This window comes from Parvibaculum sp. (assembly GCF_049672805.1).
In the GTDB taxonomy this organism is placed as follows: Bacteria; Pseudomonadota; Alphaproteobacteria; order Parvibaculales; family Parvibaculaceae; genus Parvibaculum.
On record NZ_JBATWS010000237.1, the window covers coordinates 1 to 7207 of the forward strand.

Genomic DNA, 7207 nt, shown 5'->3' on the forward strand with positions numbered 1-7207 from the left:
GGCTGCTTCATCGCGGAGGATGAGCAGAGCGTCGGCGGCTATATCGTCGGTGCGGTCGATACGCGCGCCTTTGAGGCGCGGCTGGAGGCGGAGTGGTGGCCGAAGCTGCGGGCAGCCTATCCGGACCCCGCAGGGCCGTTTGCAGAATGGAGCGCGGATGAGCGGATGGCCTATCTGATCCATCATCCCTTTTCCGTGCCGGACCATATTGTGGAGCGGCATCCCTCCCATCTCCACATCAACCTGCTGCCTCATCTGCAAGGCAAGGGGCTGGGGCGCCGGTTGATGGATCGCTGGCTCGCCTGCATGGCGCAGGCAGGATCGCCCGGCGCGCATCTCGGCGTCGGTGCACCGAATATGCGAGGCCGGGCGTTTTATGAGGCTTATGGCTTCACTCTTCTGGAAGAGACACGCCACACGCTCTGGTATGGCATTGCGCTCTGAAGGTACTTATTCCATCGGGCCGATAATGCTGCTGATCAGCGCGTCGCCATCGCTTGCAATGGCCATCACATCATCGGGCAGGTTTTCGGGATTGTGGCGCGCATAGTCGGCAAGGCGGCGAAGCAGCACGAGCATCTTCGGCGCGGCGGCAATCACCTTGGCCTGCAATTCGACCCGGTCGGGCGTCAGGTCATATTCAACGCCTGGTACACGCCAGCCGCCGCCCTCATGGGACCCCGTAACGACCACGGGATGCGTGCCGGGGACGGGGTGGTTCGGGCAATCCTCCGCCGAGCGCCATTTATTGGCGACGCGGACCACATGCCATTCCTCCATCTCGGGATCGACAACGGAGAGGGTAGCGACTTCCTCCGTCTCAAGCTCCCGCGCGGCAAATTCGCGGCCAAGGCCGACGTCGTAATGGATGCGCAGCGGCTCATCCATATCCTTTACCCATTGGGGCACGATCCGTTCGATCGTTGCCCAGGTGCCCACGGGGCGGACATACACCCTCTGATTCTTGTGGAATTGTGCCTTCGCCATCTGAAAGCGAGCCTCCGCCGACTTGACTGAAATCCGGGGCCAAGTATCGCGGCAGGCGGTAAGCATTAGCTTAAGGAATTGCGAGAATTGCCGCTTTCCGCCCGCCTGCGCGTGAGCTAGCGTTCAGGGATGCGCAAGCTCATCCTTTTCCCGCTCGCGGCCCTGCTGGCAATGGCGCTGTGGGGGGCGCTGGTCATTACCGGCGTGAGCCAAGGCTGGGGCCGCGCTGACCCCGGCCCCCGCACGGATGTGGCCGCTTTTTTCGCAAAGACCTCAGACGTGATCGACACCCGCAACCGGGGTACCGTTGCCTTTGTTCTGATCGAAAAGGGCGAGGTTGTCGGCGAGCATTATGTCTCCACCGGTGCGCCCGTTACCCGCGACACGCTGTTCCAGCTTGCCTCTCTCAGCAAATGGGCAACGGCGCTTGGCGTGCTGAAACTGGTGGAGGAGGGGAAGCTTGATCTTGATGCGCCGATTTCGACCTATCTGACACGCTGGCAACTGCCCGAAAGCGACTTTGGCACGGAGGGTGTCACCGCACGGCGGCTTCTCTCGCACACGGCCGGACTGACAGATGGCCTCGGCTATCAGGGCTTTGAGCCGGGCACACCCGTCCAGACCCTTGAGGAATCGCTGACACAAGCCGCAGACCCGATGGAAGGGGCTGACGGACAGACGCGAGTGGGCATCGAACCCGGCACGAAATGGCTTTATTCGGGCGGAGGCTACGCGCTGCTGGAACTGCTGATCGAGGAAATCTCGGGCGAGGCCTTCAACACCTATATGAAGCGCACCGTCCTCGACCCGCTTGGCATGTCGCGCGCGACATTTGATCTTGAGGAAGCAGAAGCTGCGGGACTTGCACCCTGTTTCGATACGGAAGGCGCGACCTGCGCCTATCGCCGCTTTGCGGCACCGGCAGCCGCCTCGCTCCACTCAAGTGCCGCTGATCTCATCCGCTTCCTTCAAGGCCAGATGCGAGGGGCGGAGCAAACTTTTCTCTCGCCCGATCTTGCCGCCGATATGGCTGCGAAACACGCAACGCAATTCGGCATCCCGCTTTGGGGGCTTGGCGTCTTCCTTTATGCGGCGGCGCCGGGCGGTGGCTATGTCATCGGCCATGACGGGATGAATTTCGCGGCAATCGAAACCACGGCGCGGCTCGATCCGGCAACGGGCGACGGGATGATCGTGCTTGCCACCGGCAATCCGGGTCTTGCGGCAGCGCTTGGCGCGGATTGGGTCTTCTGGCATTCGGGCCGCATCGATGTGCGGGAGTTCGGGGCAATGCTGCCCGTGACAGGGGCGCTGCTCATCGCCGGATGGGCGGCGATCCTCGGGCTTGCCGGCTTCATCGCATGGCGGATGCGGCGCGCCCGCAAGCAGCAAAATCCCGTCTGACACCTGCTCGCGCGCACGGGATTCGGCCCGTTAAACCCGCAACATGCCAAGCCGACGCGGCGTCAAATGCTTGGCTCTTTTCATCTCGCCTCAATGCGGGGAGAATGCGCGCCAAACAAGGCGTCCCGGTCGCCGCCGCGCCCGAGAAACGCATGACTTCAAGCCCTATAGAGGCATCAAGGGAGACATCATGAATTTCGATTTTTCCGACGACCAGAAAATGCTGAAGGAGCAGGTCCGCAAGTTCCTTGCTGACAAATGCCCCATGAGCGTGACGCGCCGCGTTCTCGATGGTGACGAGGCTTATGCGCAGGATGTCTGGAAGGGGCTTGTGGAAATGGGCCTCACCGGCACGGCGATCCCGGAAGAGTTCGGCGGTCTCGGCCTCGGCGCGCTCGAACTCTGCGTGATCGCGGAAGAGCTGGGCCGCGCTGTCGCGCCGGTGCCTTTCTCGTCTTCCATCTATCTTGCGGCGGAAGCAATCAAGCTCTTCGGCTCGCAGAAGCAGAAGGAAACCTGGCTGCCGAAGCTCGCAAGCGGCGAGATCATCGGCACGGTGGCGATTTCGGAAGGTCTCCACGCCGCAACCCCTGCCAATATCGAAACGAAGTTTGCGGGCGGCAAGGTGAACGGCGTGAAGCAGCCCGTCACTGATGGAGGCATTGCCGATGTCGTGGTCGTGGCCGTGAACACGGGCGGGGCGGGCGAGCAGGCAATCTCGCTTGCCATTGTTGACACAAAGGCGGGCGGCGTCTCTACCGAAGATGTGCGCACCATCGACCCCTCGCGTAATCACGTCACCATGACGCTGAAGGACGCGCCTGCCGAAATCCTCGGCGACAAGCAGGGCGAAGGCTGGGCACAGATTTCGCGCATTCTCGATGGTGCAGCCGTTCTCTTCGCCTTTGAGCAGGTGGGTGGCACGGAAGCAGCCCTTGAAATGGCGCGCGACTATTCGCTGGAACGTTACGCGTTCGGCCGTCAGATCGGTTCCTATCAGGCGATCAAGCACAAGCTCGCCGATATGTATGTGAAAAAGGAACTGGCGAAGTCCAACGCCTATTACGGCGCCATGATGCTGAATGATGAAGGGCCGGAACTGACAGAAGCCGCCGCTGCATCGCGCATTGCAGGCTCGGATGCCTATGTCTTCGCCGCGCAGGAAAACATCCAGACGCATGGCGGCATTGGCTACACGTGGGAGTCTGACTGCCAGTTCCACTACCGCCGGGCGAAGATGCTGGCCCTCACGATCGGCGCGCCGATCCAGTGGAAGGAAAAGCTCGTCTCGCGCCTTGAAGCGAAGAACGCGGCATAAGCGGCTCATCAAGATATTCGGGAGAAACGAAAATGGATTTCAACGATACACCGGAAGAAGCCGCATACCGCAAACAGGTGCGCGAGTGGCTGGACAAGAACGCGGTTCGCAAGTCCGACGCGAAGGGCATGGAACTGCCGCGCGACCTCAATGAGCTGATCGCGCAGTCAAAAGCCTGGCAGGCAAAGAAGGCAGACGCCGGTTATGCCTGCATCACCTGGCCGAAGGAGTGGGGCGGCGGTGGCGGCACCACCATTCAGAACGTCATCTACAGCCAGGAAGAAGCGAACTACCTCGTGCCGGGCGGCATCTTCGCCATCGGCCTTGGCATGTGCATTCCGACTGTGATGGCCTGGGGCTCTGAAGAAGCGAAGAAGCGCTTTGTCGGCCCGGCCGTGCGCGGTGACGAAATCTGGTGCCAGCTTTTCTCTGAACCCGCTGGCGGTTCGGACGTGGCCGGCCTTCGCACCCGCGCCGAAAAGGACGGGGATGAATGGGTCATCAATGGCCAGAAGGTCTGGACATCGGGTGCCCATTTCTGCGACTTCGGCATCCTGCTCACCCGTACTGATCCCACTGTGCCCAAGCACAAGGGTCTCACCATGTTCTGGATCGACATGAAGGATCCGGCCGTGGAAGTGCGTCCGATCAAGCAGATGTCAGGCGGTGCGGAGTTCAACGAAGTCTTCTTCACCAATCTCCGCGTGAAGGACAGCCAGCGTCTCGGCAATCCCGGCGACGGCTGGAAGGTTGCGCTGACTACGCTTATGAACGAGCGTCTCGCGGTCGGCGGTTCACAGGGCAAGGCCGATACGGATGACCTGATCGAACTTGCGCGCGAAGTGACCATTGCGGGCCAGCCCGCGATCCGTCATGGCGGCGTGCGTGAGCGCATTGCCGACTGGTATGTGCAGGCGCAGGGACTGAAGTTCACGCGCTTCCGCACGCTCACCGCGCTGTCACGCGGCGAGACACCGGGACCGGAATCCTCCATCTCCAAGATCGTCGCGGCGAAGAAGATGCAGGACCTCGGCTCCTTCGGCATGGACCTTCAGGATATGGGCGGCGTGATCCGCGACCGGAAGCTCTCGCCTGCCGATGGTGCCTATACGGAGCAGTGGATCGGCGCTGCCGGCTACCGCATCGCGGGCGGCACGGACGAAATCCTCCGCAACATCGTCGCCGAGCGCGTGCTTGGCCTGCCGGGCGATATCCGCGTGGACAAGGACCTGCCCTTCAATCAGGCCCCCAAGGGGAAGTGATCGCGGGAACCTGGTTCCTCGAGAAACAGAAAGGCCGGATCAGACGATCCGGCCTTTTTTTTATGGCGTTATTTCCACAACGGTTTTACTCCGCCGCCTCCGCATAAAGCGCGAGGTGATCCCGCAGCGCTTTCTGGAAGGCCGGGCGCGCCTCGCAGCGGGCGCGATAGGCTTGCAGGGTGGGGAAGGCGGCAAGCACATCTTCTTGCCGCACGTCACGCAGCACCGTCGTCATCATCAGATCGCCCGCCGTGAAGCGGTCTTCGAGATAGTCGCGGTCACCGAGCCAGAGCGCGAGGTCGCCAAGGCGCTGCTTCACGCGATCCACGGCACCGGGGCGGCGGAGCCGCGCCCATTCGGCACCCTCATGGAAGAGGTCAATCTCGGAGAGTTGCGCGACAGCAGGTTCGATGGAGTTGATCGCAGCGAATATCCAGGCGGTCGTCCGCGCGCGGCCACGGACATCACGCGGCATCAAGGCTTCGGACTGGTTTGCAAGATGGAGAAGGATCGCACCGGACTCGAAAAGGCTGACCTCGTCATCCTCATAGATCGGAACCTGCCCGAAGGGCTGGAGCTTGCGATAGGCGATGCTTGTCTTTTCTTCCTGCGAGATCGGCCATTCCGTGTAGGGAAAGCCTGCCTCCTCCAGCGCCCAGCGGACGCGCAACTCCTTCACATGGCCCTTGGCGAAATCAGGCACCCAATCGAATGTACTGAATTTTCTCATCCCTTCCTCTCCTTGCTGGCGGGGAGGCTGCGCCCCGATGCTTTCCTTGTCTAAATAATTTGATATCAATATAATGAAGCAGGTTTGATATCAATCAAAATGCCTTCCGGCGCGGTTTGCGGTAGAAGAAGGGGAGAGGAAGCGGCGTCGAAAACAAGAAAGGGCATCGGAAATGGCAAGGAAGGATACGGAGCTGTACGACACAACGATCCATATTCGGGATCATTGCCTTTGCCTTCATGTGCAACGCGCGGCGCGGGCGCTCGCGCGGCGCTTCGATGATGCGTTCCGGCCGCATGGCATCACGAGCGGGCAATTTTCGTTGCTGAATGCGCTGAACAGGGCCGAGCCTGTTTCCATGGGGCCAGTTGCGGCCCTTCTCGCTATGGATCGCTCGACCCTCACCGCCAATCTGAAGCCGCTGGAGCGGGACGGGCTGGTGCGCGTGGAAGTGGACCCGGAAGACCGGCGCAGCCGCAAATTGTCGCTCACGGATGCAGGCCGAAAGGTGCTGCGGACCACGATGGCGATCTGGAAGCGCGAACATGCCGCGATTGAAAAGGAGCTTCAGCTTGACGCGGATGCGCTGCGGGCCGGGCTGCGCGCCATTGCGTGAGGCACCTTACCCGGCGTGAAACTCGTGCTAGTCTCGCCCCCGTATCTCAATGCCGGGGCGTGCTGATTGCCGGACCAATCGACAACAGAACAATCATCTCGCCGCAGATGGGCGAGGCGGATATGGCCCGGACGAAGCAGCCGCTTCCCCTGGATGCTGCCCATTCTTCTGGTGCTGTTCGGGCTGAACCAGCTCTTCTATCTCTATGTCTATGTGCCGCCCGTGGCGCAGGGGCTGGAGAACATCAAGGCATCCGGCAGGCTTGTCGTGCTGACGCGCGAGGCGCCCACCGCGCTTTATGAAAATGTGGATGGCCGCACCGGCTTTGAATACGAGATGATGAGCCGCTTTGCGAAGTCGCTCGATGTCGCGGTGGAGTTCCGCATCTACGAAACGGAAAAGGCGCTGATGGCTGCCCTCGCGGCCCGCAAGGGGCATGTGGCGGCAGCAGCGCTTGGCGTGACAGATGATCGGAAGAAGAAGTTTGCGCTTGGCGGGGAATATGACACGACACGCCAGCTTCTCGCCTGCCGCCGCGATGTGAGGAAGCCGAAAGGCGTGACAGACCTCGACGGGCTTTCGATCATCGCCTCCACAGGTACGCCCGCAGCAGAAGCGCTGGCATCTGCTCTTGCCGACAAGGAGAACCTGACAGTCTCCCTGCACTATAAAAACCGGCCGACTGAGGATTTGCTGGGCGAAGTTTCAGAAGGCGAGGGCGATTGCGTGGCGGTCGATGCGCTCACCCTGCGCGTCGCCAATCCTCATCACCCGGAAATCGCCGAAGCCTTCCCGCTGTCGGGCGATATGCCGCTCGGCTGGTTCCTTGCGCCCGGTTCCGAGGACATCGCGGAGCCTATGCGCGTCTGGCTTGCCGGCGCGAAGAAGAC

At 61.6% G+C, this 7207-nt stretch carries 8 protein-coding genes; 6 read left to right on the forward strand and 2 right to left on the reverse strand.

What is annotated here, in order from left to right:
- Positions 1 to 444, forward strand: a 444-nt coding sequence (locus tag WBF74_RS07710; RefSeq protein WP_424437665.1) for a GNAT family N-acetyltransferase, incomplete at its 5' end; no start/stop codon positions are given.
- Between the two features lie 6 nt (positions 445 to 450).
- Here the strand turns inward: WBF74_RS07710 and WBF74_RS07715 are convergent.
- The gene (locus WBF74_RS07715) at positions 451 to 987 is read right to left on the reverse strand and encodes a hypothetical protein (RefSeq protein ID WP_424437668.1); all 537 of its coding nucleotides are present in this window, start codon (positions 985 to 987) and stop codon (positions 451 to 453) included.
- A gap of 129 nt (positions 988 to 1116) precedes the next feature.
- Here WBF74_RS07715 and WBF74_RS07720 point away from each other — a divergent pair, with 129 nt between their 5' ends.
- The 3 genes from WBF74_RS07720 to WBF74_RS07730 all read left to right on the forward strand — a co-directional run bounded on the left by WBF74_RS07720 (position 1117) and on the right by WBF74_RS07730 (position 4971).
- Positions 1117 to 2391, forward strand: coding sequence for a serine hydrolase domain-containing protein (locus WBF74_RS07720; protein WP_424437671.1), 1275 nt, complete (start codon positions 1117 to 1119; stop codon positions 2389 to 2391).
- A gap of 190 nt (positions 2392 to 2581) precedes the next feature.
- The gene (locus WBF74_RS07725; RefSeq protein WP_424437674.1) at positions 2582 to 3709 is read left to right on the forward strand and encodes an acyl-CoA dehydrogenase family protein; all 1128 of its coding nucleotides are present in this window, start codon (positions 2582 to 2584) and stop codon (positions 3707 to 3709) included.
- 32 nt (positions 3710 to 3741) lie between these two features.
- On the forward strand, positions 3742 to 4971 hold the full coding sequence (locus tag WBF74_RS07730) for an acyl-CoA dehydrogenase family protein (protein WP_424437677.1): 1230 nt from the start codon (positions 3742 to 3744) through the stop codon (positions 4969 to 4971).
- 85 nt (positions 4972 to 5056) lie between these two features.
- Here the strand turns inward: WBF74_RS07730 and WBF74_RS07735 are convergent, their stop codons facing one another.
- Positions 5057 to 5701: a glutathione S-transferase family protein gene (locus WBF74_RS07735; protein ID WP_424437680.1), complete on the reverse strand. Its 645-nt coding sequence runs from the start codon at positions 5699 to 5701 to the stop codon at positions 5057 to 5059.
- A 172-nt stretch (positions 5702 to 5873) separates the two neighbouring features.
- Here WBF74_RS07735 and WBF74_RS07740 point away from each other — a divergent pair, with 172 nt between their 5' ends.
- Together WBF74_RS07740 and WBF74_RS07745 are read left to right on the forward strand one after the other, a co-directional pair.
- The gene (locus WBF74_RS07740) at positions 5874 to 6317 is read left to right on the forward strand and encodes a MarR family winged helix-turn-helix transcriptional regulator (RefSeq protein WP_424437683.1); all 444 of its coding nucleotides are present in this window, start codon (positions 5874 to 5876) and stop codon (positions 6315 to 6317) included.
- A gap of 153 nt (positions 6318 to 6470) precedes the next feature.
- The coding region (locus WBF74_RS07745; RefSeq protein ID WP_424437686.1) for a transporter substrate-binding domain-containing protein at positions 6471 to 7207 on the forward strand (737 nt) is incomplete at its 3' end.